General features: G+C 60.5%; 21 protein-coding genes. 16 read left to right on the top strand and 5 right to left on the bottom strand.

The genetic code is table 11. The annotated features are described in order from the left end of the window. Nucleotides 1–3: 3 nt before the first annotated feature. From CLM72_RS14275 to CLM72_RS28770, 4 genes are read left to right on the top strand one after another with little or no spacing between them, the layout of a single operon-like run. Entirely contained in the window at nucleotides 4–786 is a 783-nt protein-coding gene (locus tag CLM72_RS14275; RefSeq protein ID WP_105226893.1) for a molecular chaperone, read from the top strand. Between the two features lie 2 nt (nucleotides 787–788). Continuing rightward, the gene (locus CLM72_RS14270; protein WP_105226892.1) at nucleotides 789–3,410 is read left to right on the top strand and encodes a fimbria/pilus outer membrane usher protein; all 2,622 of its coding nucleotides are present in this window, start codon (nucleotides 789–791) and stop codon (nucleotides 3,408–3,410) included. Beyond that, a complete protein-coding gene (locus CLM72_RS14265; RefSeq protein WP_105226891.1) occupies nucleotides 3,410–4,159 on the top strand; it encodes a molecular chaperone in 750 nt (249 codons plus the stop codon). Before CLM72_RS14270 ends, CLM72_RS14265 begins: the two co-directional genes overlap by 1 nt. Further along, on the top strand, nucleotides 4,156–5,223 hold the full coding sequence (locus CLM72_RS28770; protein ID WP_146120449.1) for a fimbrial protein: 1,068 nt from the start codon (nucleotides 4,156–4,158) through the stop codon (nucleotides 5,221–5,223). The genes CLM72_RS14265 and CLM72_RS28770 overlap by 4 nt, the downstream gene beginning before the upstream one ends. On the opposite strand, the gene CLM72_RS14255 is transcribed toward CLM72_RS28770, so the two are convergent. After that, nucleotides 5,214–6,101, bottom strand: coding sequence for a LysR family transcriptional regulator (locus CLM72_RS14255; RefSeq protein WP_105226890.1), 888 nt, complete (start codon nucleotides 6,099–6,101; stop codon nucleotides 5,214–5,216). The two genes, CLM72_RS28770 and CLM72_RS14255, sit on opposite strands and share 10 nt — an antisense overlap. Before the next feature lie 77 nt (nucleotides 6,102–6,178). On the opposite strand from CLM72_RS14255, the gene CLM72_RS14250 reads away from it, so the two are divergent. The 7 genes from CLM72_RS14250 to CLM72_RS14220 all read left to right on the top strand — a co-directional run bounded on the left by CLM72_RS14250 (nucleotide 6,179) and on the right by CLM72_RS14220 (nucleotide 14,723). Further along, complete coding sequence (locus tag CLM72_RS14250) at nucleotides 6,179–7,099, top strand: DMT family transporter (RefSeq protein WP_105226889.1); 921 nt, start codon at nucleotides 6,179–6,181, stop codon at nucleotides 7,097–7,099. Between the two features lie 246 nt (nucleotides 7,100–7,345). Next, nucleotides 7,346–8,422, top strand: a complete 1,077-nt coding sequence (gene hppD / locus CLM72_RS14245; RefSeq protein ID WP_034127483.1) for a 4-hydroxyphenylpyruvate dioxygenase — start codon at nucleotides 7,346–7,348, stop codon at nucleotides 8,420–8,422. 233 nt (nucleotides 8,423–8,655) lie between these two features. Continuing rightward, the gene (locus CLM72_RS14240; protein WP_034127482.1) at nucleotides 8,656–9,219 is read left to right on the top strand and encodes a fimbrial protein; all 564 of its coding nucleotides are present in this window, start codon (nucleotides 8,656–8,658) and stop codon (nucleotides 9,217–9,219) included. A 93-nt stretch (nucleotides 9,220–9,312) separates the two neighbouring features. After that, nucleotides 9,313–10,104: a molecular chaperone gene (locus tag CLM72_RS14235; protein ID WP_256595200.1), complete on the top strand. Its 792-nt coding sequence runs from the start codon at nucleotides 9,313–9,315 to the stop codon at nucleotides 10,102–10,104. A 164-nt stretch (nucleotides 10,105–10,268) separates the two neighbouring features. Next, nucleotides 10,269–12,845: a fimbria/pilus outer membrane usher protein gene (locus CLM72_RS14230; RefSeq protein ID WP_256595199.1), complete on the top strand. Its 2,577-nt coding sequence runs from the start codon at nucleotides 10,269–10,271 to the stop codon at nucleotides 12,843–12,845. Between the two features lie 64 nt (nucleotides 12,846–12,909). After that, on the top strand, nucleotides 12,910–13,944 hold the full coding sequence (locus tag CLM72_RS14225; RefSeq protein WP_105226888.1) for a fimbrial protein: 1,035 nt from the start codon (nucleotides 12,910–12,912) through the stop codon (nucleotides 13,942–13,944). Next, nucleotides 13,941–14,723: a molecular chaperone gene (locus CLM72_RS14220; protein WP_105226887.1), complete on the top strand. Its 783-nt coding sequence runs from the start codon at nucleotides 13,941–13,943 to the stop codon at nucleotides 14,721–14,723. Before CLM72_RS14225 ends, CLM72_RS14220 begins: the two co-directional genes overlap by 4 nt. On the opposite strand, the gene rarD is transcribed toward CLM72_RS14220, so the two are convergent. The 3 genes from rarD to CLM72_RS14205 all read right to left on the bottom strand — a co-directional run bounded on the left by rarD (nucleotide 14,692) and on the right by CLM72_RS14205 (nucleotide 17,599). Then, nucleotides 14,692–15,573, bottom strand: a complete 882-nt coding sequence (gene rarD, locus CLM72_RS14215) for an EamA family transporter RarD (protein ID WP_105226886.1) — start codon at nucleotides 15,571–15,573, stop codon at nucleotides 14,692–14,694. The two genes, CLM72_RS14220 and rarD, sit on opposite strands and share 32 nt — an antisense overlap. Nucleotides 15,574–15,609: 36 nt before the next feature. Continuing rightward, entirely contained in the window at nucleotides 15,610–16,620 is a 1,011-nt protein-coding gene (locus CLM72_RS14210; protein WP_105226885.1) for an aldo/keto reductase, read from the bottom strand. 76 nt (nucleotides 16,621–16,696) lie between these two features. Then, the gene (locus CLM72_RS14205) at nucleotides 16,697–17,599 is read right to left on the bottom strand and encodes a LysR family transcriptional regulator (RefSeq protein WP_105226884.1); all 903 of its coding nucleotides are present in this window, start codon (nucleotides 17,597–17,599) and stop codon (nucleotides 16,697–16,699) included. Nucleotides 17,600–17,700: 101 nt separating this feature from the next. Here CLM72_RS14205 and CLM72_RS14200 point away from each other — a divergent pair, with 101 nt between their 5' ends. Further along, complete coding sequence (locus CLM72_RS14200; RefSeq protein WP_105226883.1) at nucleotides 17,701–18,405, top strand: SDR family oxidoreductase; 705 nt, start codon at nucleotides 17,701–17,703, stop codon at nucleotides 18,403–18,405. A gap of 48 nt (nucleotides 18,406–18,453) precedes the next feature. Here the strand turns inward: CLM72_RS14200 and CLM72_RS14195 are convergent, their stop codons facing one another. Continuing rightward, nucleotides 18,454–19,764 (bottom strand): MFS transporter, encoded by a 1,311-nt coding sequence (locus CLM72_RS14195; RefSeq protein ID WP_105226882.1) that lies wholly within the window; start codon nucleotides 19,762–19,764, stop codon nucleotides 18,454–18,456. A gap of 157 nt (nucleotides 19,765–19,921) precedes the next feature. On the opposite strand from CLM72_RS14195, the gene CLM72_RS14190 reads away from it, so the two are divergent. The 4 genes from CLM72_RS14190 to CLM72_RS14175 all read left to right on the top strand — a co-directional run bounded on the left by CLM72_RS14190 (nucleotide 19,922) and on the right by CLM72_RS14175 (nucleotide 24,362). Continuing rightward, nucleotides 19,922–21,028, top strand: a complete 1,107-nt coding sequence (locus CLM72_RS14190; RefSeq protein ID WP_105226881.1) for a sugar diacid recognition domain-containing protein — start codon at nucleotides 19,922–19,924, stop codon at nucleotides 21,026–21,028. Nucleotides 21,029–21,119: 91 nt separating this feature from the next. Next, nucleotides 21,120–22,262, top strand: a complete 1,143-nt coding sequence (locus tag CLM72_RS14185; protein ID WP_105226880.1) for a glycerate kinase — start codon at nucleotides 21,120–21,122, stop codon at nucleotides 22,260–22,262. Nucleotides 22,263–22,362: 100 nt separating this feature from the next. After that, nucleotides 22,363–23,646: an AAA family ATPase gene (locus CLM72_RS14180; RefSeq protein WP_105226879.1), complete on the top strand. Its 1,284-nt coding sequence runs from the start codon at nucleotides 22,363–22,365 to the stop codon at nucleotides 23,644–23,646. Next, nucleotides 23,643–24,362, top strand: a complete 720-nt coding sequence (locus CLM72_RS14175) for a hypothetical protein (protein ID WP_060764750.1) — start codon at nucleotides 23,643–23,645, stop codon at nucleotides 24,360–24,362. The genes CLM72_RS14180 and CLM72_RS14175 overlap by 4 nt, the downstream gene beginning before the upstream one ends. Nucleotides 24,363–24,367 lie beyond the last annotated feature (5 nt).

The raw sequence follows: 24,367 nt of genomic DNA, 5'->3' as shown, positions 1-24,367 counted from the left end.
GAAATGCTTGCCCGGACATTGCTAGTGACCCCCCTGCTGAGCGCACTGCTGACCAGTGTCGGGTTGCTGTCCGCCGCTCACGCCGGCGTAGTGATCGACGGCACGCGGCACATCTATCCGCAGCAGCGTCGAGAAATCACGCTGCGCCTGACCAATGACGATCAGCGAGCGCCGCGCCTGGTCCAAGTATGGCTGGACCAGGGCGACCCGGCGCAAGACCCCACCGGCAGCGACGTGCCGTTCAGCCTGTCGCCGCCTGTGTTTCGCATGGACGCGGGCAAAAGCCAGGTGGTGCGACTGGTGTATACCCAGGACCCACTGCCGGATGACCGCGAATCGTTGTTCTGGCTCAACGCCCTGGAGATACCGCCCAAGGTCAACGTGGCACAGGGCAGCCCGCAAGAGGCCCCTTCGAACCACCTGCAGTTCGCTTTTCGTATCCGCACCAAAGTGTTTTTCCGCCCGGCCCAATTGCCGGGCTCCGCGGACGAGGCGCCCACCCACTTACGCTGGACCCTGCACCGGAGTGCCCAGGGACCGCTACTGGAAGTGCACAACCCATCGGCTTATCACGTGACCTTCAATGAGGTTGCCTTGGCCATGGGCTCGGGCCCGGGTGCTCGCCTGTTACCGGCGGGAGAGGGCATGGTGCCCCCCGGCGGCAGCCTGAAGCTGCCCGTCAGGGATGTCGCACAAGCAATACCCGCCGACGCCCAGGTGCATTTCAAATACATCAATGATTACGGCGCATTCTCCGTGCCGCAGCGTGCTCCCCTGAAGTTCTGATCATGTATGCCTTATTGCAAATACCCGTTCACCGCTTTACGGCCTGGCTGTTTGCCAACCCCAGCTTACTGCTGTGGCTGGGTCTGCTCAGTACCTTATTGATGTCGGCAGAGGCCGCGCCACTGGTGTTTGACATCGAGGCGTTCGCCAGCGGCCTGTCCTCTTCGGCAGATATCTCACGCTTCAATACCAGCAACGTGTTGGCGCCAGGTGTCTACCGCGTAGACGTGATGCTCAACGGGCAATCGATGGGACGCCGCGAGATCACCTTCGCCCCCCTTGCCGGGCAGGACGACGCCCAGCCGTGCCTGAACGCTGCCGAGCTTGGCCAACTGGGGGTTTCTGTGCAGGCGCTGGCGGATAACACCGAGCATACCTGCCGGGATTTTGCCGAGTGGATACCCATGGCCAGCAGCCGCGTCGATATCGAGACCCTGACCCTGGATGTCAGCATCCCGCAGATCTATATCAACCGTTCCGCGCGCGGCTACATTGACCCGTCTGAATGGGACAATGGCATTGACGCCGCGCTGCTCAACTACAACTTCAGTGCCGCGACGGCGACAGCGGGCGTCGGTGAGGATCGTGGCTACCTGGGCCTCAACGGCGGTCTCAACCTGGGCGACTGGCGGCTACGCCATCAGGGTGGACAGGCATGGGCATCCGGTAGCGGCCTGGCGCGTTATCAACACACCGCCACCTACCTGCAACGGTCCCTTGCCGCCTGGCGTTCACAACTGACCGTCGGCGACAGCTTCAGCAGTGGCCAGATCCTCGACGGTGTGCGTATACGCGGCATCACCCTGGCCACCGATGACCGCATGCTTGCCCAGTCGCAACAAGGCTATGCGCCTCAGGTGCGAGGCATTGCCGACAGCAATGCAACGGTGACAGTGCGCCAGAACGGCTACACCCTCTACGAAACCACAGTGGCCCCGGGGCCGTTTGTCATTGATGACCTGTACCCCACCGGGTACGGCGGCGACCTGCACGTCAGCGTCACCGAGGTCGACGGCCGGCGCAGCAGCTTCGTGGTGCCTTACTCCGTGGTGCCTTACCTGCTGCGTGACGGTGCCAGCCACTACAGCGTGACCTTGGGGCAGTTGCAGCAATACGGCGTCAGCGATGCCAGCCCGCTGATCTTGCAGGGTACGCTGCAGCATGGCCTGGGCGATCGTCTGAGCGCCTATGGTGGCAGTACGCTTTCCCCAGGCTACGGCCAGGCCAAGGCCGGCCTGGCGATGAGTACTCCGATTGGCGCGTTCTCCCTCGACAGCACCCACTCGCGCACCCAGGTTCAGGGGCAGGGCGTAGTCGGCGGGCAAAGCTGGGGCCTGGCCTATAACAAGAACCTGCCGTTCTCGGGAACGCACTTTGCGCTGGGCGCCTATCGTTTCTCCACGGCCGGGTACCTGAACCTGCCTGATGCGCTCAATGTGCGGGAACTGGCCGGCCAAGGCGGGAGTATCAACAGTTACGCCAGGCAGAAAAGCCGCCTCGACCTGACAATCAGCCAGCAGTTGGGTGCAGGCTCGCTGAGCCTGTATGGCAGCTCCATCGACTACTGGGCAGGCCGCCAAGGGCGCCAGACATCCTTCACCCTCAGTTATGCGGCTAATTGGAAGTCACTCAACTGGAACCTTTCGGCGCAGCGCTCGCGTGTCAGTGAAACCCATCAATTGAACGATCACGAGCGCAGCGACGAAATCTTTTTTGGCCGGTCGGCGCAAGCCGGGCGCGTGGATAATCACCTGGTGCTGACACTGTCCATGCCATTGGGCGCAGGAACGCGTGCGCCAACCCTGAGCAGCAGCCTGTCGCACGATGCTGGCGATTCACGCGGCAGCCAGCATCAGGTGGGAATCAATGGTTTGCTGGGTGACACCGGTGAAGGCAGCTACGGGCTGACCGGCAGCCGTGGCACGGGCCACCAGCAAGGCTCCAGCTTCAATGCCTACGCGGGCTATCGCAGCCGGGCTGCAAGCCTGCGGGCCGGCTATGCCCAGGCCCGCGACAGTTCGCAACTATCCATGAGTGCCGATGGTGGGCTGATAGCCCACGAGGGTGGCGTGACCTTCGCGCAAAACCTCGGTGAAGCCTCGGCACTGGTGTATGCGCCGGATGCACAAGGTGCCCGGCTCGGCAGCAGCGGGGCGCGTATCGATAAGCAGGGCTATGCGGTGCTGCCAGCCCTCAGGGCTTATCAGCGCAATGAAGTGGATATCGATCCCGAGGGCATGCCCATGGATGTCGAACTCAAGGAATCGAGTCACGCCGTGGTGCCGACGCTGGGAGCGGTCTCACTGGTCAGGTTCGAGACCGTCAGTGGCCGTGCCGTGGTGATCAAGGCCACTCATATGGGTGGCAAGCCGTTGCCATTTGCCGCGCAAGTGTTTGACGAGCGCGGCGTCGAAATCGGCGTGATCGGCCAGGCTGGCAAGGCTTTTGTGCGCGGGGTTGCCGACCAGGGGCGGTTGACGGTGCGCTGGAATGCAGGGGCGGCTGACCAGTGCTTCATCCATTACCGTTTGCCGCCGCGCAGGCCCGAGCAACGCCAGGAAAGCGCGGACCAGTTGGTCAGTCAATGTGCCGACCATGGTGATGCGGACGAGGAGCGCAGTTGATGACTCATCGATTGCTCCGCGCGCTGCTTGGCCTGGCCCTGGCGGTGCAGACAGTATTGGCCCATGGGGAAATCGTCATTGACCGCACGCGCATCATTTACCCGGCCAGCGCCGCTGGGGTAACGGTCAACCTGCACAATGAGGCCGACGGCCCGCGATTGGCCCAGGTGTGGATCGATGCGGGCGACCCGCAGGTCGCGCCCGAGTCCAGTGATGTGCCCTTTACGGTGACCCCGCCGATCCTGCGCCTGGATGCCGGCAAGCACCGCGCATTGCGGGTGATGTACCACGCGACCCAAGACAAGGCCATGGCCGTGCCTCAGGAGTTGGTGTACTGGCTGAATGTGCTAGGGATCCGCCCGTCTGTCGACACCGGCAACCAGCTGCAATTTGCCTTTCGCACACGGATCAAGCTCTTCCTGCGCCCGGACGCGTTGCCAGGCCAAGCACAGCAGGCGGTGGATACGTTGCAGTGGCGCCTGGCGGGCGACGGCCCTGTCCTGCAGGTGCGCAATCCCAGTGCCTTTCATGTGACGCTTTCCAGCGTATTGCTGACCGTCGATGGCGTCGAGTACCACAGTGCGGCCCCGCCGATGCTGTTGCCGCGTTCGGTTGCCCGCATCGTGCTGGAGGGCAGGGCGCCGTGGGGGCAGGGTACGGTCGCGCTGCGATTTACCACCCTGGATGACCATGGCATGACGCGTACGCACACAGTGTCTTTGGGGCACACGAAGGATTTGGCGATATGAACGGTGTCCGGCAATTGATGTTCAGGTTTTTACAGATTGGCGTGTGCTTGAGTATTTGCGCAGTCGCGATGGACGCACAGGCGCATTTCAATGCAGGCGTCTGTACCCCCCAAGCCCCGGTGACGCTGTTCGTCCCGCCCATCACCCTGCCTAACAACCTGCAGGTGGGCGAGGCGATTGGCTACCCAAGTGGCTATGACTTCGCCGGCAATGGCTTTGTCATGCGGTGCCGCTACACCGACTGGCCATTGTCGCAGCCGGTGTCGGCCAACCTCAGCGTGGTCAATTCGCCGGCAACCGGCATGACGTTCAACGCAAATGGGCTGACGTTGCCCGTCTATGCGACCAGCTACCCTGGCGTCGGGTTCGTCATGATGGCCGGGGATCCGTCCCAGCATTTGAAGGTCATCACCCACACCGGCGTCACGCTGTTGGACACCAAGCACAACAAACCCAATGGCTGGGGCCTGCAAGGGCGCGTGTATCTGGTGGCAACGGGCCCGATCACCTCGGGCACCATCCCTGGGAACACAGTCGCCAGGTATATGCTGACCAATGTCAACATCGAAAGCCCCGGCGCTGCCTCGGTCAACTTTGCCGATACGGTGATATTGCCGCCGCAAAAGCCAACTTGCCGGGTGACCACGCCGTCGCTTGCAATGCCGCTGGGGCAGGTGCCCAGCCGTGATTTCAAGGGAGTCGGCAGCAGCGCCGGCAGCGTTAGTCGCAACATAACCCTGGACTGTGCCGGCGGCACCGGCGGCATCCTGGATGTATGGATCACCGTGACTGACCAGACGGAACCCGGCAACCGCAGTAACCAGTTGTCCTTGACCCGCAACTCGCACGCCCGTGGCGTTGCCCTGCAATTGCTCAGTGGCGATCGGTTGGTAAGCTATGGGCCTGATTCCTCCGGCGTGGGCAACCCGAACCAATGGCAGGTCGCAAACACGGGCAACGGCGCCCTGACGATTCCCTTGACCGCCCGTTACGTTCAAACCGCGTCGACCATCAAGCCTGGGACCGCCAACGGCCTGGCCTCGTTTACCCTGAGTTACCGGTGAGCCCCGGAATCAGGGTACAGCGTTTGCGCCAGTGCGATAAACGCCAGGGTTGCGGGAGAGGCCTGGCGGCGATCCAGCACCGCCAGGCCTATGCGGCGCGGTACGCCCGGCGACAACGGGCGGGCAACGTAGCGCTGGTCGGCATCGGCCGGCAGTGAGCCCTGGGCCACGATACTCAGGCCGTCGCCGCGGCTGACCGCCTCCAGGGTAGTGAGTAGCTGAGTGCAGCGATAACGCACTTTAGGTTGCAACTGCGCTTCACCAAACAAACGCGTGACCAGCTCTGCTGAGCCTGCCTCGGTTAGGATGAACGGGTCATCGCACAACGCTTTCAAAGGTACCGCCATGCTTGCCGCCAAGGCATGGCCGACCGGTATCAGCGCCACCAGTTGGTCTTCGAGCAGGGCCACGGTGTCGAAGCGTTCCTGCTCCAGTACCACGAAGCCCACATCCACCCGGCGCTGATCCAGCCATTGAATGACCTGCCGGTCCGGCCCTTCGTCTACATGCACCTCGATACCCGGATAGTCCCTTCGAAAGTGGCTGAGAATGGTCGGTAGCAAACGGTTCGAAGCGGTGGGGCCGAACGACCCTATACGCAATGTGCCGCGCTTCATCCCGCGGGCATCGGCGGCTTCCTGCTGCAAGGTGTTGGCCAGGCCCAGCATGCCCCGTGCGCGCCCCAGTAACTGCGCGCCGATATCGCTCAGTTCCACCAAGGTCTGGTGCCGGCGAAACAACTCCACCCCCAGTTCCTGCTCCAGGGCCTTGATCGCATGGGACACCGCCGATTGGCTGATGCCCAGGCGATGCGCCGCACTGGTGAAACCTCGGAGTTCGGCGACCAGGGAGAAGATTTCCAGCTGGGTCAGGGTCATGAGTAAAGCCTTGTTTTACGATGACTGATCATTAGTAAAAGAATAGTCCCATCCTTTCTCACGTTGAGCACATTCTTATGCATGCCCGCGAAGGCCTCACTTACCTGAAGCTGGCCGCTGTCACCATGATCTGGGGCGGGACCTTCGTCGCCGGGCGCTTTCTGGCCGATCACGTGGACCCGCTGCTCGCGGCCTGCCTGCGGTTTATCCTGGCCAGCCTCGCGTTGCTGCTGTTCCTGGCCTGTGCGCGCATCCCACTGGCGCGCCCAACTACAGGGCAAATGGCGCGGCTGGTACTGCTGGGCCTATGCGGCATCTTTTTCTACAACCTGTGTTTTTTCTATGGCCTGCACTACATCAATGCGTCGCGGGCGTCGTTGATCGTGGCATTGAACCCGGCAGTGATCGGCCTGGCGTCCTGGTTGTTGTTCAAGGAGCGCCTGGGCCGGGCCAAGTGGCTGGGTATCGGGCTGTGCCTGCTGGGGGCGGCTATGGTGATCGTGAGCCGCAATCCCAACCTCATGCAGGGGGCCCGCAACGCTTGGGTCGGTGACCTGTTGATCCTGGGCTGCGTAATGGCCTGGGGGGCCTATTCGCTGCTGTCCCGGGAACTCAACCAGACGTTGGGGCCGGTGCAAACCGTCACTTGGTCGGTGCTGTGGGGTACGCTGATGTTGACCCTTGCCACCCTTGCCACCGGTCGGCTGACGCTGCAAGGTTTCAGCGCGCTGCAGCTGGCGCAGTGGTACAGCCTGCTGTACCTGGGCGTGCTGGGTTCAGCCCTGGCCTATATTGGTTACTACGACGGCATCCGGCGAATCGGCGCGACCCGCTCCGGGGTGTTCATCGCCCTCAACCCGCTGACAGCGGTGATATGTGGCGCGTTGCTGCTGGACGAAGCCTTGACGGTGCCGATGCTGGCGGGTGGCGCGGTCATCCTGTTGGGCATCTACCTGTGCAACAAACCCCTTGCGCGGGGCAGGGCAATGGGGATTTGATAAGAGTACGGACAAACCTGGTTACGCTGTGTAGAATCAGTTTACGCATACAAGAATATGGACTTGCGCTCACGCAAGCCTCGGCCGTCAGAGACTGATGACACCATGAAGCTACTTGGCTCCCCCCTCATCTTTGGTGACTTCCTCGCCCGCAGCGTGCGAGGCCTTTCTTGTGCGCCACCCTCCAGCCTCATCCTTGCTTGCAACTAAACAATTGCTACCCACAAGAATGATGAGGCACCGAACATGACCGACCAACTCGACAACCCAATGGGCCTGATGGGCTTTGAATTCATCGAATTTGCATCGCCCACCCCAGGCACCCTGGAGCCGATCTTCGAGATCATGGGTTTCACCAAAGTGGCGACCCACCGTTCCAAGAACGTGCACCTGTATCGCCAGGGCGAGATCAACCTGATCCTCAACAACGAACCTGACAGCCTCGCTTCTTACTTCGCGGCCGAGCATGGCCCGTCGGTGTGCGGCATGGCGTTCCGCGTCAAGGACTCGCAACAGGCCTACAAACGTGCCCTGGAACTGGGCGCCCAGCCGATCCACATCGACACCGGCCCGATGGAGCTGAACCTGCCGGCGATCAAAGGCATTGGCGGTTCGCCGTTGTACCTGATCGACCGTTTCGGCGAAGGCAACTCGATCTACGACATCGACTTCGTCTACCTCGAAGGTGTTGATCGCAACCCGGTAGGCGCTGGCCTGAAGGTCATCGACCACCTGACCCACAACGTCTATCGCGGACGCATGATCTATTGGGCCAACTTCTACGAGAAGCTGTTCAACTTCCGCGAAGCGCGTTATTTCGATATCAAGGGCGAGTACACCGGCCTGACCTCCAAGGCCATGAGCGCGCCGGACGGCAAGATCCGTATCCCGCTGAACGAGGAGTCGTCCAAGGGGGCCGGGCAGATCGAAGAGTTCCTGATGCAGTTCAACGGTGAGGGTATCCAGCACGTCGCGTTCCTCACTGACGACCTGGTCAAGACCTGGGATGCACTGAAGAAGATCGGCATGCGCTTCATGACGGCGCCGCCAGACACGTATTACGAAATGCTCGAAGGCCGCCTGCCGAACCACGGTGAACCAGTGGACCAGTTGCAATCGCGCGGCATCCTGCTGGACGGCTCGTCGATTGCCGGTGACAAGCGTCTTCTGTTGCAGATCTTCTCGGAAACCCTGATGGGCCCGGTGTTCTTCGAATTCATCCAGCGCAAAGGCGACGATGGGTTTGGCGAGGGCAACTTCAAGGCACTGTTCGAGTCGATCGAGCGCGACCAGGTGCGTCGTGGGGTCTTGACCGCCGACTGATCCATGTGAGGCCGGGCAGGCTGTTCCGGCGCTTCAAGCACAGGCTCCGTATCGAAAGGTACGGAGCCTTTTTTTGCCTGCCAAACAGGTCCGACCGATCTTGTAACAGACAAATCCTCGGGGCAGGGGAACGGAGTCGACATGGCTTCCACTCAGGAGTGACGCAAGAGCTGATCTTCTCCTGTGTCGCAACCTTGCGTTTCGCGAACCCCAATTGTGAGGAAAGACTGATTATGACAAAACAAACTCTGGCGGCTGCAGTGCTCGCTTTGTGCGGCTTCGCTGCCAGCTCCGCGCATGCGGCAGACGGTACCATCACGATCACCGGCTCGGTCAGTGGCACCACCTGCACCATCAGCGGCGGTACCGGGGCCTCGCCAGGCTCAGGCGCTAACTTTCCGGTAGTGCTTGACCGCGTACAAACCTCGGCTCTCAAGGCAGCAGGCGATACGGCAGGCGCCAAGCGCTACTTTGTGTATGTGGGCGGCTCGGGCGGGTGCCCGGACGGTACCAAGGTCGCCGTACGTTATGAACCGACCAGCCCTGGCATCAACCCGGCAACCGGCAACCTGCGTAACACGGCAACGGCGACACCCGCCTCCCGGGTCGAGGTACAAATTCTCGATGGGGCTTCCAACACGCCAATGGACTTGCGCACAGGTAATAACTCGACCGTTGCCACCGTTACCAGTGGTCTGGCGACCTTGCCGTTTTACGCACGCTACATCGCCAACGGCGGAGCGGCAGGCGCGGGCAATGTCACCAGCAGCGTGCAGTACTCGGTCACCTTTCCTTGATGCAGCCAGGCTGATGACCACTGCGTTTGTTGCCTGAGATCCTCGCTCGACCCAGTGGTCGGGCGCAGGACAACCGTTTTCAAGGATTACCTGATGCAGGATTTACTGATGATCTTGAGTCGTCGTGGGGTGCGGGTCGCGCTGAGCCTGGCTTTGGGGATGGCATCGCACACGGTGCACGCGGGAGTGGTTATCGACGGTACGCGACAGATTTACCCCGAGCAGCGACGTGAGGTCACCGTGCGAGTAACCAATGATGACAAACACGCGCCCCGCCTGGTCCAGGCGTGGCTGGACGCGGGTGACGCGCAGGAAGCGCCGACACTGAGCGATGTGCCTTTCGTGCTGTCTCCTCCGGTATTTCGCCTGGACGCCGGCAAAAGTCAGTCCATGCGCCTGTCCTACACCAAGGCACCGCTGCCGACGGATAGAGAGTCGCTGTTCTGGTTGAACGTACTTGAAGTGCCTGGCGCTACCAGTGAGTTTGACCCCACGCTTGAAGACAGCCAGCGGAATCACTTCAAGTTCGCGTTTCGTATCCGCACCAAAGTGTTTTTCCGTCCGGCGCAGCTATCTGGAACACCCGAGGAGGCGCCTGGGCTGTTGCGCTGGTCCGTGGAACGGGGCGCCCAAGGCAGCGTGATACGGGTGCATAACCCCTCGGCGTATCACGTCACCTTCAACGACATTGTCCTGCTCATGGGCTCTGGTCCCGAAGCGGAAAAACTGTCCCTGACGGAGGGCATGGTGGAACCAGGAGGCACGTTGAAGGTGCCGGTGCCGAAAGCCGCGAAGGTAATACCCGCCGATGCGCGGGTGGATTTCACTTATATCAACGATTTCGGCGGCTTTTCATCCTCGCAGCCTGCTGTATTGCACCGCTGAACGCGGCCCCGAAACGTTGCTGATGGCAAGCAAACGTACATTTCTCAGCGTCCACTGAAGTCATAACTATGCCTAGTCACATCCAAGTACGGGTGCATCGCTGCGCCCCGATTTTGCCATTCCAGCATCGCACGATAATGCTGGGCGGTTTGATGAGTGCGGCCGTGATCGCAAGCGATGTCGCGCTTGCGTCTGAGTTGAGCTTTGATCTGAACGCATTCTCCAGTGGCCTGGCGTCGTCGGTTGACACGTCACGGTTCAATACCAGCAACCAGATGAGCCCTGGCATATACCGCGTAGATATCGTAGTCAACGGCCAGACCCTGGGGCGCAGGGAGGTGGAGTTTGTTGCGGCCCATGCAAAGACCGGGGCGCAGCCGTGCTTGAGTCGTGAAGTATTGGAAAAAATCGGCATCGCGATGGATAAAGTCGATACCGATGCCCATGGGCGCGAACTCTCGAATCCTGCCGCCGCCGGCCAGTACTGCGGCGATCTGGGACAGTGGATTCCGATGGCATCCAGCACGTTCGATCCGGGTGCACTCGAGTTGGCGGCCAGCGTGCCGCAGGCCTACATGAAGCGTTCCATGCGCGGCTACATTGACCCCGAGTTGTTGGATGAGGGCATTGCCGCCGGGCTGCTCAATTACAACTTCAGTACCAATACGGTCACCGCAGGTGAAGGTGACGGTCGTACTTACCTGGGCCTCAATGCCGGTATCAACCTGGGTGCATGGCGCTTGCGACATCAGGGCGCCCAGGCCTGGGGCAACCGCACTGGCTTCGAGACTTATCAGAACACGTCCACTTATGTACAGCGCAGCATCATCCCCTGGCAGTCACAACTGACCCTCGGAGACACCTTCAGCAACGGACAGATTGTCGACGGGGTGCGCGTGCGGGGCGTCACGCTGGCCACCGACGACCGGATGCGCCCGCAGACGCAGCAAGGTTACGCACCGCAGGTTCGGGGGACGGCCGACAGTAATGCAACGGTCACGGTCAGCCAGAACGGCTACACCATTTATGAGACCACGGTACCGCCCGGCCCCTTTGTTATCAGTGACCTACATGCCACCGGCTACGGTGGTGATTTGATCGTCAGCGTGACCGAAGTCGACGGGCGTCGGAACACCTTCGTCGTGCCGTACTCGGTGGCCCCGCAGTTATTGCGCGCCGACGCGACAAAGTACAGCGCCACCTTGGGTAAGGTGCAGCAAAAGGGCGTTGATGCGAAGGGCGCCAACGTCTTTCAAGGCACTTTGCAGCACGGTTTGACCGATGATCTGACGGTCTACGGTGGCGGCAGTGTTTCCAAAGGCTATGAACAGGGAAAGCTCGGTATCGCGTTGAATACGTCCTTCGGTGCGTTCTCTCTGGACACTGCCACCTCCCATACCGAGGTGCCCGATCATGGGCGCCAGTCCGGGCAAAGCCTGGGGCTGGGTTACAACAAAAGCCTGCCGGCCTCGGGTACGCATTTTGCGCTGGGTGCGTACCGGTTCTCCACCGAGGGTTACCTGAACCTGCAGGATGCACTGAATGTGCGCGAAATCGCGAGCCGGGCAGGTGACATCAACAGCTATGCCCGGCAAAAAAGCCGGCTCGACATGACAGTCAGCCAGCAGTTGGGTATCGGCACCTTGAGCTTGTACGGCAGCTCCGTCGACTATTGGGGAGGACAGGAAGGGCGCCAGGTTTCATTCACCGCCAGCTATGGCTCGACCTGGAACAAGGTCAACTGGAACCTGTCGGCACAGCGTTCCAGGGTCCAGGACACGCGACAACTGACCCAAAGCGAGCTCAGCGACGATGTGTTTTTCGGGCGTATCGGCCAACCCGGGCGTATCGATAACCGCTACATGCTCACACTGTCGATGCCGCTGGGGGGCGAATCGCGAGCGCCGACGATCAATACTTCGTTCTCCCGGGACACCGGTGATACACGGGGCAGCCAGCAGCAGGTGGGCATCAACGGGTTCCTGGGCGAGGACACCGCGCTCAACTACGGTGTTTCAGCCAGCCGCGCAACCAGTGAAAGCACGCACTCCGGCCAGTTCAACACCTATGCCGGCTATCGCACGGATGCCACCCAACTGCGTGCCGGATATAGCCAGAGCCGCGATAGCTCGCAGCTTTCGTTTGGCGCCGATGGTGGGGTGGTCGTTCATGCCGAAGGTATCGCGTTCTCGCAAAGCCTCGGCGAAGCCTCGGCGCTGGTGCATGTGCCAGGTGCAGAAGGGGCCAGGCTCGGGGGGAGCAGCGGTGCACGGGTCAACAGCAGCGGGTTCGCTGTCGTGCCCAATCTGACGGCGTTCCAGAATAATACGGTGGAAATCGATCCGGAAGGCATGTCGATGGATGTAGAGCTCCAGGAGTCGACGCGCAACGTCGTACCGACCTCGGGCGCAGTATCGCTGGTCAAGTTCGACACGCTCAGTGGCCGGGCGGTACTGGTCAAGGGCGTCCACGAGAATGGCAGCCCGCTGCCATTTGCAGCACAGGTATTTGATGCGCAAGGGCGTGAGGTAGGCGTGGTGGGGCAGGCCAGTAAAGCCTTCGTCCGAGACATCCCGCAGGAAGGTCGTCTGACCGTCAAGTGGGGCAGCAAAATCGCCGAGCAGTGCGATATCTACTACCACATGCCGCCGATCACCGAGGGCCAACGACAGGCCACTACCGATTACCTTCAGGGGGTGTGCGTGGCAAGCCAAGGGCGCCAGGTTGCGGGGCAGCTATGAGTGAGTGCCGATGGATGACTGTTGCGGCGCATGACTTATTCGATATGACAGAGGTGTTGTTTTCATGACTAGGTTTTCACTTGCCAGCGTGGTGCTGGGAGGATGGATGGTGGCGCTGGAAGCTCAAGCGATCACCTGTGCTCCCGGCCCGGCGGTGAATATTTCCATTCCCCCGATCACGGTTGCGGCGGGGCAGCAAATCGGGCAGGTGGTCGGGTCCGCCAACGGCTATCGCTTCGACAGTCCTCCATCGTCCGCGCTTCGGTGTACCACACGAATTGCTTTAGGGGCACAGGCCAGGCTGGCACTGGTCAATAGCACGCCGACGGGCCGGACATTTTTCGCTAGCGGGCTTTCAATGCCAGTGTATGCCACCAATGTGCCTGGGGTGGGGTTTGCCCTGATGGCGAGGGACCCGAACCGGCCGTTCATGGCCATCAACACGGCAGGTGTCACACTCATTGTTGGAGATGCCAGAGCAAGGCCCATTGTCCTTGGGCTTGATACCCGAATTTATTTTGTCGCCACAGGCGCCATAACGGGTGGCACGATCACCGCCAGAAACATTGCAAGGTATACGATCACCGGCACGCCCATCACCGGCGCTGGCTATTACGCAGTGAACTTCTCCAACGTCACCATCAATGCGTCACGAAAACCCACCTGCAGGGTCTCAACACCTTCGGTCGCCATGCCTATGCCGGCCGTGGCTGCTCGTGATTTTCGCGGCGTGGGCAGCTTCGCCGGCAGCGTGACCCGCAATATCACACTGTCATGTGCGGGTGGCATCGGCGGGGCAACGCGTGACGTATTTGTGACGGTGACAGACCAGACCGTGCCGGCTAATCGCAGCGACGTGCTGTCCTTGACCCGTACCTCTGTGGCCAGTGGCGTTGCTCTGCAATTACTACGGGGGAACACGCTGGTGCGCTATGGGGCTGACTCCACGACGATTGGGAACCCGAATCAGTGGCTGGTCGGCAGTACTGGCAATGCGACTGTCCAGATCCCTTTGACCGCACGTTATATCCAGACCGCGTCCTCGATCCGTCCCGGCAGCGCGAACGGGTTGGCGTCATTCACAATGAGCTACCGATGAGCAGCGCGCTTTGGCGCGGGGGCCTGGGCGTGCTGATGAGCTTGCAGGCAATCGCCGTGCAAGGCGAAATCGTGATTGACCGCACGCGTGTCATCTACCCGGTTACCGCGCGCACGGTGGTGGTCAATCTGCACAATGAGGCTGACGGTCCGCGCCTAGTGCAAGCGTGGATCGATGATGGCGATGCGATGGCGGCACCCGAGAACAGTGATGTGCCGTTCACGATTACGCCACCCATCGCCCGTATGAACGCGGGTACCGGGCGCGCCTTGCGGATCATGCATGATCAAACGCCAAAACAGGTGGCCGACCGGGAGTCGGTGTACTGGCTGAACGTACTGGCAATCAGACCGAGCGTTGAGGCATCCGATGAAACCAACGCCCTGCAATTTGCCTTTCGTACGCGGATCAAGCTTTTCCTCCGGCCCGCCGAATTGCCGGGACAGGTGCAGGACGTGGTTCATGCGCTTCAATGGTGCCTAAGCCGAGGGGACGCCGTGGGGTTGGAGGTGCTTAATCCCACGGCGTATCACGTGACCTTGTCTGGTGTGGTTCTGACACTCGGTGGTGTGGAGCATCACAGCGAAGATCCGCCGATGGTTGCACCTTATGCTACTGCACGGGTCGCGATACCTGAGTTGCCTCGCGGCGACCTATCCGGCCCGCAATTACAGTTCACCACCTTGGATGATGATGGGGCTACTCAACATCATCAAGCACAGTTGCAGTTTGTCGACTGTTCGTCGGTCAAACCCTACGCTGCCGCACCAGATGCTTGAACCCTTCGAACACCAACACCATGACCGCGATCCAGATCGGGATGTAGGTCAGCCATTGGCCTGCCTTGATCCCTTCACCCAGCAGCAGCGCCACCACCAGCAACAGCACTGGCTCGACATAACTGAGCAGCCCGAACAGGCTGAACGCAAGCAGCCGGCTGGCGATGATATAGCTCACCAACGCCGAAGCGCTGATCAGACCCAGTATCGGGATCAGCGCATACAAATTGGGGTGGGCATCCATCACTGCAAAGCCCTGTTCGCCGCTTTGCACAAACCACCATGCCACCGGCAGCATCAGCGCCATGTCCAGCCACAGGCCGCCCAGGTGGTCGGTCTTGAGGTATTTACGCACGATAAAGTACAGCGGGTAACCGATGATCACCACCAGCGTCGCCCAGGAGAACCCACCGGCCTGGTATAACTCGTTGAGTACCCCGAGCCCGGCAAAAAACACCGCGATCTTTTGCAGGTAGGAAAGCTGTTCGCCCCACACCAGGCGCCCGGTGAGCACCATGGTCAGCGGCAGCAGGAAGTAACCGACCGACACATCCAGGCTGCGCCCGTTGAGCGGTGCCCACATGAACAACCACAGCTGCACGCCGAGCAGGGCCGACGACACCAGCACACCGCCGATCAGCCGTGGCTCGGCCGCGAGCATGCGCAGCAGTTCCCAGACCCGGCGCCACTCGCCGCTGACGAGCATGAACACCGTCATGCAGGGCACGGTGAGCAACATGCGCCAGCCGAAAATCTCCAGGCCACTCAAGGGCGTTAGCAGTGATGTGAAGTAATACATCACGGCAAACAACACCGAAGCCAAGACCGATAACACCACACCTTTAGACACGTTGTCCTCGCGAAAGCCAATTATTGCGCGGGTAGTCTACAGGCGTGCCAATCGACCGGATACAAAATGCCCGACATCGTTGAACCCCGGCGAGGACGAATGCCCCGGCGTGACCAACGAATCAATGAACGCCTCGTCTTCAGCGCTGATCTTCACCGCCAGCGCCCCGGTGTAGGCGTCCCACTGCGCCTCGGTCCGTGGCCCGACAATCGCCGAGCTTACCGCCGCATTGTTCAGCACCCAGGCGATTGCGAACTCGACGATCCCCACGCCACGCCCTTGGGTGTATTGCTGGATCTGCTGGGCAATGCGCAGTGATTCAATTCGCCACTCGGTTTCCAGGATGCGTTTATCCTGGCGCGCGGCACGGCTGCCGGGCTCGGGCGTGACATCCGGTGCGTACTTGCCGCTGAGGACCCCTCGGGCCAGTGGACTGTACGGCACCACTCCCAGGCCGTACGCCGCTGCAGCGGTGATCTGCTCGACCTCGGCCTGGCGATTGACGATGTTGTACAACGGCTGGCTGATGATGGGTTTATCGACGCCCAGGCGTTCAGCCACGTGAATCACTTCAGCGATGCGCCAACCCCGGTAATTGGACAGGCCCCAATAGCGGACCTTGCCCTGGCGGATCAGGTCACCCATGGCGGACACGGTGACCTCCAACGGCGTGTCGTGGTCTTCGCGGTGCAGGTAGTAGATGTCCAGGTAGTCGGTATCCAGGCGTGCCAGGCTGGCGTCCAGCGCGTTGAACAGACGCTTGCGGCTCAAACCGCTGCGGTTGGGCACGCCATCGGTAGGGCCGAAGCCGACCTTGGAGGCCACCACCCAATCCTGGCGGTTGCGCGCGATCGCCTCACCGACGATTTCTTCGGAGCGCCCGCCTGTATACAGGTCGGCCGTGTCGATGAAATTGATGCCCTGGTCCCAGGCCTTGTCGATGATGCGCAGCGAATCTTCGGTGCTGGTCTGTTCGCCAAACATCATGGTGCCGAGGGTGAGTGCGCTGACCTTCAACCCGGACTGGCCCAATGTGCGGTAATTCATGCAAAGCTCCTCACGCAAATGTAAGTGATGCAATACCAGACCCGAGCGCTCTGGAACAAGCCCTGGGGGCATTTCTTCATGTGCGTAGCAAAGTCAGGCAGCGGGCCTGTAAAAAACGGTGCAGCACTTTCACGCGTTCCGACACTTGCAGGCGATGCGGGCACATCAGGTTGAACGGCGCGGGTTCGCCTTGCCAGTCGGGTAGCAAGGGTACCAACCGCCCAGCCTGGATATCACGGGCCACATCCAGGTTGGCCTTATAGGCAATGCCATGCCCCGCCAACGCCCATCGGCGGACAATCTCGCCGTCATCGCTGAGGTAGTCACCGCTCACCTCGACTTCTTGAAGCAACGCCCCCTGGCGGAAATACCAGGTGCTATTGGCCTGGCCCCGGCGCATATAGCGCAGCGTGCTGTGATGGGCCAAATCTTCGGGCGTACGCGGGGTGCCGTGACGCGCCAGGTAGTCGGGGCTGGCGCAGGCAACGCGATGGTGATCGGGTACCACCGGCAGGGCCACCAGGCTGGAGTCTCTCGGCACGCCGAAGCGCAAGGCGATGTCGACGGTGTCGCGAAACAAGTCGGCATTGCTGTCGTTGAGCAACAGTTGCAAACGAATAGTGGGGTGCTCCAGCTTGAACTCATCCAGCCAGCCCAGCAGCACATTGCGACCAAAGTCCGAGGGCGCGGCCAACTGCAATAAACCACTGAGGCTCTGGCCCTGTTGCTTGATGGCGTGCTCGCCGTCCGACAGCGCCTCCAGCGCCACCCGCACGCTGTCCAGGTAACGCCGGCCTTCTTCGGTCAGGCGCATGCTGCGGGTGGAGCGGGCGAGCAGGCGGATGCCGAGGCGGGTTTCAAGGCGCTTGAGGGCAATGCTGGCCGCCGCCGGCGTGAGGCCAAGGCCACGGGCGGCGGCCGTCAGGCTACCGGTGTCAGCGCTGCGCACGAAGACTTCAAGGTCGAGAATGGAGCTCATTGATAAAAATCCTTTAAAGATCTTGTCGTTTTACCCGGATTTTTCATCGATTACCAAGCTGGGAAGATGAACGCTCACTTTCTGACCCAGGTAGTTTTCTCATGACCTCTTCTCTGAGCGGTAAAACCATCATCGTCATCGGCGGCAGCAGCGGTATCGGCGCGGCAGTTGCCCAGGCAGCCTTGGCGCGAGGCGCGCATGTGATCGTGGCCGGGCGCCGCTTGGCGCCAGGTTCCGACAGCGGGCTGCGCAGCGAGCCGGTGGACGTCACCGACAGCGCCTCGTTAAAGCAACTGTTCGAAACCGTGGGGCGCTTTGACCATCTGGTCTACACCTCGGGGCCTTCGGTGCAAGCCAAGCCTTTGATTGAAACAGACCTGGATGAAGCCCAGGACAACTTCGATGTGAAGCTCTGGGGCGCACTACGCGCCATTCAACACGCGCTGCCCTTTTTGCACGAACAGGGCAGCATCACCCTGACCTCGGGCCAGCTGGGGCGCAAGTTGGCGACAGGGCAGTTCATCAAGACGGGCATTAACGCTGCGACCGAGGCCTTGGGCAAGCAACTGGCCAAAGAACTGGCGCCGCGTCGAGTCAATGTGATCAGCCCAGGGGTGATAGACACACCGGCCTATGCAGGGCTTGGCCAAGAGCAACGTTTGGCAATGTTTGCCAAGGCGGGCCAAGGGTTGCCGGTTGGGCGGGTAGGGCAGGCTGAAGAAGTGGCGGCGGGGTATGTACTGGCCATGGAAAATGGCTTTATGACCGGTGCGGTGGTTGATATCGACGGTGGCGGCCTGTTGTAAATACATGACCCAAGTGGGAGGGAGCAGACCCCTCCCACGTTGAAGGCGTCAGGCCTTGAGCGTGCGCGTCATCCGCAATGCCAGAACACTGCCGCCCACAATCACCGCCGCCAGCAGGTACAACGCCACATCCGTAGACCCAGTGGCATCCTTCACAAAGCCCACGATATACGGGCTGAGAAAACCCGCCATCTGCCCCATGGAGTTGATCAACGCCAAGCCACCCGCCGCCGCACCCGCGCTGAGCATGGTGGTGGGCACCGGCCAGAACATCGGCAGGCCGGTCAGGGCGCCCATGGTGGCGATGGTCAGGCCGAAAATGGCGATAGCGGGCGTAGTGGCGAAGTTAACGGCGATCACCAGGCCGATGGCGCCCATCAACATCGGCACCACCAAATGCCAGCGTCGCTCCTTGCGCAGGTCGGCGGAGCGGCCCACCAGCAACATGAACACCGCCGCCAATAGATACGGAATCGCGCTGAGCCAGCCAATCACCAGGTTGTCGCTGAAGCCCATGTTCTTGATGATCGACGGCAGCCAGAAGTTGATCGCATACACACCACTCTGGATGCAGAAGTAGATCAGGCCGAATGCCCAGATCGCCGGGTTCTTGAACACTTCGGCCAGGGAGTCGCTGGTGGTTTTCGGCTTGTTAGCCAGGTCTGTGGCCTGGTCCGCTTCCAGTACCGCACGCTCATGGGGCTTGAGCCACTTGGCGTTGGCGAAGCTGTCACTGAGCAGGAAGTAGGCGAGGGCGCCGAGGACCACGGTCGGGATGCCTTGCAGCAGGAACATCCACTGCCAGCCCGCCAAGCCACCTTGGCCTGCAGCAAAGTGATTGAGAATCCAGCCGGAAAACGGGCTGCCGAGCAAACCGGACACCGGGATCGCCGACATGAACAGTGCCATGATTCGCCCACGGCGGAAGGTCGGAAACCACTGTGAAAGATACAACACCACGCCGGGGAAGAAGCCGGCCTCAGCGGCACCGGTAAACAGGCGCAGGGTGTAGAAATGCGTGGGAGTGGTCACAAACAGCAGGCATGTGGAAAGCGTACCCCACACGATCATCATCAACGCGATCCAGCGCCGCGGGCCAAAGCGGGTCAGCGCCAGGTTGCTCGGCACGCCGCATAGCACGTAGCCGATAAAGAAAATCCCGGCTCCCAGGCCGTATACGGTTTCACTGAATTTCAACGCGTCGAGCATCTGCAGCCTGGCAAAGCCAACGTTTACCCGGTCGAGGTAATTGAACAGATAGCAGATAAAAATGAAGGGGATCAGGCGCAGGGTAATGCGCTTGTAGATGGCGTTTTTATCGTCATCGCTGGCCAGTGCGGCAGTGGCACTCTGTGACATGGGATTCTCTCTTTATTATGATTTTTCGCGGTGCGAGGGTAACGTTGACCGCCCTGACAGTCTCGGTGACGTGATGGGCAACTGTCTTTGTGCCGGCGCACAGTCAAGCCATCTTTGCGCTGTGCTGGTGAACAACCTTTTTCAGGAAATTAGCCCCATGTTCGAGCTGGATCATGCCCTGGCGCAGGAGATTGTCGATCGCACCATGGCAATCCTGCCCCATAACGTCAATGTCATGGACAGCCAGGGCTTGATCCTGGGCAGCGGCGAGCCGGAGCGTATCAATACCCGCCATGAAGGTGCCCAGCTAGTGTTGGCCAATGGGCGGGTGGTGGAAATCGACGGGCAGACCGCCAAGCATCTCAAGGGTGTGCAACCAGGCATCAACCTGCCGCTGCTGCATGATCAGCGCCTGATTGGCGTGCTGGGTATCACTGGAGAACCAGATGGGTTACGCACCTATGCCGAACTGGTGCGCATGACCGCTGAAATGCTGGTCAGCCAACGCCACCAGCAAGCCGAACAACAATGGCGGCGCCAGCGTTGCGATGATCTGCTGGCCCTGCTGTTGGCCGACAGCGGCGACTCCCCGCGCCTGGTGGACGAAGCCCAGCAACTGGGGCTCAAGCCACAACTGGCGCGCACGCCGTACCTGTTTGAACTGGGCCCGGGCCAAACGGCGGAGGCCCTGAGCGCCTGGCTCGCCAGCCGCTACCCCGACAGTTGGTGCGTCAGCTCTGCGCAGTTTTCCTTGCTGTGGTGCCGACCTGCTGCGGTGCAGGTCGATAACCCCCGCTTGCTGGAAAAGCTCGACGGCCTGGGTTGGAACGTCCTGCGCGTGGCCATCGGCGGGCAAGCGGAGGGCTTGGCGGGACTGCGCCGCTGCTATCGGCGGGTGGGTGATCTGCTTGCTTATGGCCGGGATATCCTGCCGCAATCACGCCTGTTGACCCTCAACCGTTATCGCCTGCCGGTGATGCTGTGGCGTCATCGCAACGACGACGCCCTGGACGAACTGCTCAATCCGTTGCGCAAAGTGTTGGCCAAGGACAGCAACGGGCAACTGCTTGCCACGTTGCGCAGTTGGTGCGAACACGATGGGCAAAGCCAGGCGTGCGCAGACGCCCTGGGTATCCACCGCAACAGCCTGCGTTACCGCATGGAGCGCATAGCTGAACTCAGCGGCGTGGATCCGCTGACGCTCGACGGCATGCTGGCCTTGTACCTGGGTGTGCAACTGTTGCCTCACTCCTTGTCGGAATGAACAATAAACCTCCTCCACACTTGTGCATCGGCCCCGCGTCATTGCCCCAGCCAACTGGCAGCATGGGCGTTATAAAAACCGGAGAAAGCCCATGAAAATCGTGATCGCCCCCGACTCGTTCAAAGACAGCCTGAGTGCCGCAGGTGTCGCCCAGGCGATTGCCGAGGGCTGGGCCGAGGTCTGGCCGGATGCGCACGTGCTTCAATGCCCGATGGCCGATGGCGGTGAAGGCACGGTGGATGCGGTGCTCGCAGCATGTAAGGGGCAATTGCGCCGGCAAACAGTCCGAGGCCCGCTGGGCGACAGCGTCGAAGCGCGTTGGGGATGGTTGGCCGACAGCCATACGGCGATGATCGAGATGGCCGAGGCCAGTGGTTTGCAACTCGTCGCGCCGGGGCAGCGCGACGCTTGTTCCAGTACCACCTATGGCACCGGCGAGTTGATCCGCGCCGCGCTGGATGCCGGGGCGCAGCGCATCATCCTGGCGATTGGTGGCAGTGCTACCAACGATGGCGGCGCGGGGGCGATGCAGGCCCTTGGCGTGCAGCTATTGGATAGCGAACGCCAGCCACTGCCGACGGGTGGGTTGGCGTTGGCGCGCCTGGCCCATATCAGCCTCGAACAACTGGACCCGCGCCTGGCACAGGTGCGTTTTGAAATCGCCGCCGACGTCAACAATCCCTTGTGCGGCCCTCACGGAGCGTCGTCTATTTTCGGCCCGCAAAAAGGCGCGAGCCCCGAGCAGGTGGCACAACTGGACGCGGCCCTTGGGCACTTCGCTGACCATTGCGCCCAGGTGCTGCCCAAGGATGTGCGCGACGAACCAGGCAGCGGCGCCGCCGGTGGCCTGGGCTTTGCTGCCAAAGCGTTCCTCGCCGCCCAGTTTCGCCCAGGGGTCGAGGTGGTTGCTGAACTGGTTGGCCTGGATGAAGCGGTGCGTGATGCCGATCTGGTGATTACCGGCGAGGGCCGCTTCGACGCCCAGACCCTGCGTGGCAAAACCCCGTTTGGCGTGGCACGCGTTGCCCAGCGACAGGGCGTGCCGGTGGTGGTCATCGCGGGGACATTGGGCGAGGGCTACGAGCAGATGTATGCCCAGGGTGTGGACGCAGCATTTGCTTTGCCATCGGGTCCGATGTCACTGGAACAGGCTTGTCACGAGGCGCCGCGCCTGTTGCGTGAGCGGGCCTCGGACATTGCGCGGGTGTGGCGTTTGGCTATTCAGCGCGGATAGATTAAGACCGTCAACGCCGTGACAGACTTGGCGATAATTACTATCATCCGTGCTTACTCTGAAGACCGGCTGACCTGGCCGGGCATGTTGGAAACCGATCATGCAGATCAAGCGTTTTACCCTCGTCAATTTCCGCGGCATCGAGAAGATGGAGCTCGATTTCGAAGGCAGGAAGACTGTCGCTTTGGTGGGCATCAACGGCGTGGGCAAGTCGTCGATTCTGGATGCGTTGGCGATAACGCTTTCGAACTTGACATCGCGGGTTGTGGGCAAGGCTGCCAAATCCAGAACTTTGTCCAAAGATGATATTCGAGCAGGGGAAGATTACACCCGTTTGGAGTTAACGACGGACTTGCAAAATCAGCCGGGTACAAAGGATTTGAGCTGGGCAATAGCCTTGAATAAGAAAGGAGGAAAACATCCAGCAGATCGTAGTAGCGATTTATTGGCCTTGAACGTAAAAGCCGACGAGTTCGAATACGGCATCCGGCACTACGAATCAGGATTTGATGATTGGATAACATTGCCGTTGGCAGTTTATTACGACGTGCACCGTGCCGTACTAGACGTACCATTGCGCGTTCGCGAACAGTTGGTCAACGCTATCGCTGAAGGGTATGACGATGCGTTGGGCCACGGTGGCGCGGACTTCAAGCGGTTCTTCATCTGGTTTCGCAATCAGGAAGATCTTGAAAATGAAAATAGTCGGGATACCCCTGGCTATCGAGACAGAGAACTCTCCGCTGTACGCCGTGCTATCGAAACCTTCACTGGGTTCCGGGACGTCCGCGTTCGTCGTAAGCCAGCGTTGAGAATGACGGTCCTCAAAGGCGATCTCGAATTCAATGTTCTGCAGCTATCCGACGGTGAAAAATGTCTATTGGCGATGGTTGGCGATTTGGCGCGCAGGCTTACATTACTCAATCGCGAAGTGGCTGACCCACTGCAAGGGAAGGGTGTCGTCCTGATCGACGAATTGGACCTCCATCTCCATCCGGGTTGGCAGCGTACCGTTGTTGCAAACCTTGAAAAGACCTTTCCCAACTGCCAGTTCATCATCACCACCCATTCACCACAAATACTGGGTGAGCTGCCGGCTGAAGCAATCATGCTATTGAAGGATGGCCGGTTTATCGGGCATCCAGAGCGTTCGCTTGGGTTACGCAGCGGCGAAGTGATCGAAGAGTTGATGGGGGATGTCGCGCAAAATCGCGACGTAGGCCATCAACTCCAGGCAATACGTCGCTATCTGGATGACGACAAACTGGAGCATGCCGAAGCCAGTCTCTCGCAATTGAGAGATAAGGTTGGTGACATTCCGGACATCCTGGAAGTACAAGCGAGTATCGACTCCTTGAGGTGGGCCGGAGAAAGTGAAGCATGAGGTCCATCACGAAAGGGGCAGAGCCCCGCGAGTTGATTGAGTGGCGTCGGGAAAACAAAGACACACCGCAAAATCTGTTTTATGGCCGTGGTAGCAGTTTTCCGGCAGAGCCTGTGCGCAGGTCGTTATTGCGTGAGCAGTTTCATCTTTGCGCTTATACGCTACGTCGGCTACCTACCGCGCAAGAATGCGGAGCCAAAGGCCAAGACACTATTTTTAGCTGCCATATCGAACATGTGCTGCCCCAGGCAAGGCATGTGGACCAAAGCATCGCTTACGACAACATGGTCGCATGCTATCCGCCTAGTCAGTCCAATGTAGCCTGTGAGTACGGAGCAGAGGAAAAAAAGGCCTACGACCCCGCTCGGAACCCCTTTGTATCGCCTCTTTCGCCCCACGCGAGCCGGCTTTTTCGATTTTTAAGAGACGGAAAGGTTGAAGGGCTTTCACCGGAGGCGGTTCAAACGATTGAAGTGCTCAAGCTCAATCACGCCACGCTGGTCAATGACCGCAAGGCGGTCATCAAAGGCTGGCTTATGCCACGAGGAAAACCCATTTCTGCCGCAGCGGCCAGGCGTTTGAGCACGGAGGCCGAGACGCCGGACGCCAATCTTTGTTTACTTCAGTACTGCATGGCACTTAAGCAACAGGCCGAGTTACATGCGGACAAGTACGAAAAACGCGCGGTGCGTACCCGAGGTCAGGTGAGACCATGAAGGTC

Origin of the sequence: Pseudomonas sp. MYb193, assembly GCF_002966775.1 — a bacterium.
GTDB lineage: Bacteria > Pseudomonadota > Gammaproteobacteria > Pseudomonadales > Pseudomonadaceae > Aquipseudomonas > Aquipseudomonas paracarnis.
This window is presented reverse-complemented; position numbering and strand designations above follow the sequence as displayed.